Source organism: Pseudomonas sp. AG1028, from assembly GCF_007993955.1.
GTDB classification, from domain to species: domain Bacteria; phylum Pseudomonadota; class Gammaproteobacteria; order Pseudomonadales; family Pseudomonadaceae; genus Aquipseudomonas; species Aquipseudomonas straminea.
On record NZ_VIVP01000025.1, the window covers coordinates 1 to 1,468 of the forward strand.

The window sequence follows — 1,468 nt, forward strand, 5'->3', positions numbered from 1 at the left end:
CACCCATTAGCCGGCCCTGCGTCAAGACTCAAAGCCACCCGCTCTGCTTTTTAAGAGCAGAGTTTTCCAGCGTCGAACCTGATGGGTTGATCCGGTCGAGTCCGTTTCCTCGTTCTTGGCTGCGATCGAGTCGCGCCAGTCACCCATATGGATCAAGCGGCAGCTAACGCTCAGCGCCGCCCTGGCGGGAAGCCCGCCCCAGAGAAACGTTGGTGCCGCCAATGTGTCCAAACCGTTTCACAGAACTATGGCTCGTATAAAAACTACACGTCCAGTCTCTTCTGGCTCACTTGGCAGGCGACTCGGGTACAACACACTCAGGCGGTGGCAGCAGGCCTCCACTCAGACTCGCTGGCTAGCATCCAGTCCCCTTTCCGGCTGACCTGCTACCACCTTCACTCGCCTCAGGCGAAACAGCGGCTCACATCAAATGGCTGTTTCTCCTTGAGGATGTGATAGCTCGCTCGGGCCAGCTTGTGAGCCAATGCCTTGGTGGCTACCACATTGTTCGTTTTTGCTTTCTTCTTGTCGAAGAAGCGTTTGGCTTCTTCGTTAAAACGTCGCGCAAAGTTAGCCGCTTCGACAAAGGCCCAAACCAGGTAAGCATTGCCGTTCTTCGTGTTGCCTTCACCCTTTTTCTTGCCATTTGAATAATGGGCGCTATTCACGCAGCGCGCATATGAGGCGAACTTGCCGACATCGGCAAAGCGCTCGATGCTTCCCGTTTCCAGCATGATCACGGTCGCCAGAACCTCACCAACGCCCGGCATTGACTTCAGCAAAGCGTACTCTGGGCGCAGGCGCACACCGCCTAACAGACGCTGTTCCAAGCAATCAATTTGAATGTTGAGTGTTTCAATCACGGCCACATTGGCACTGATCGCCAGAGCCACATCATCGGGCAGGCCAAGGTTATCTATTGTGGTGCTCGACAGGCGCTTGACGGCAGCGCTGCTGAGCCGGCTACCCTGCTGACGCGCCATGATGTTTTCCACTGCCAGCACATGTTGAGTCCGGCTACGCACCAGTTGAATGCGTTTACGTGCCAGATCCCGCAGTGCACGCTCTTGCGGCGGATGCACGTAACCCGTAGGTAAAATCCCAAGCCTCAACAGATGTGCGAGAAAGGCCGCATCATCCTGATCATCGGAGTGCTTCAAAGCGTCATAGCGTTTCATCGCTACAGTATTGGCCAGCTTTACGTCGAAACCGGCATCCTTCAGCCCATCGACCAGCCAATACCAGTTGTAGGTGGACTCGACCACCACGCCCTCCAGCTCGGTACGATGAGGCTCGAGCAGCAGGACGATTTTTGCCAGATCGTTAGGGCAGCGCCGACTAAGCAGAATCCGGTCCGCTTCGTCGGTGATCACCACAACGCTATTGTTCGAGTGCAGGTCTATGCCACAGAATTTCATCACGGCCTCCTCACAGCAAAAGACAATGTTCGCACTTTGAATTTTGCGCC

At 55.3% G+C, this 1,468-nt stretch carries 1 protein-coding gene; it reads right to left on the reverse strand.

Features of this window, described 5'->3' with window-relative positions:
• Positions 1–404: 404 nt before the first annotated feature.
• On the reverse strand, positions 405–1,468 hold a 1,064-nt coding region (locus FB481_RS23115), incomplete at its 5' end, for an IS110 family transposase (protein WP_256662796.1).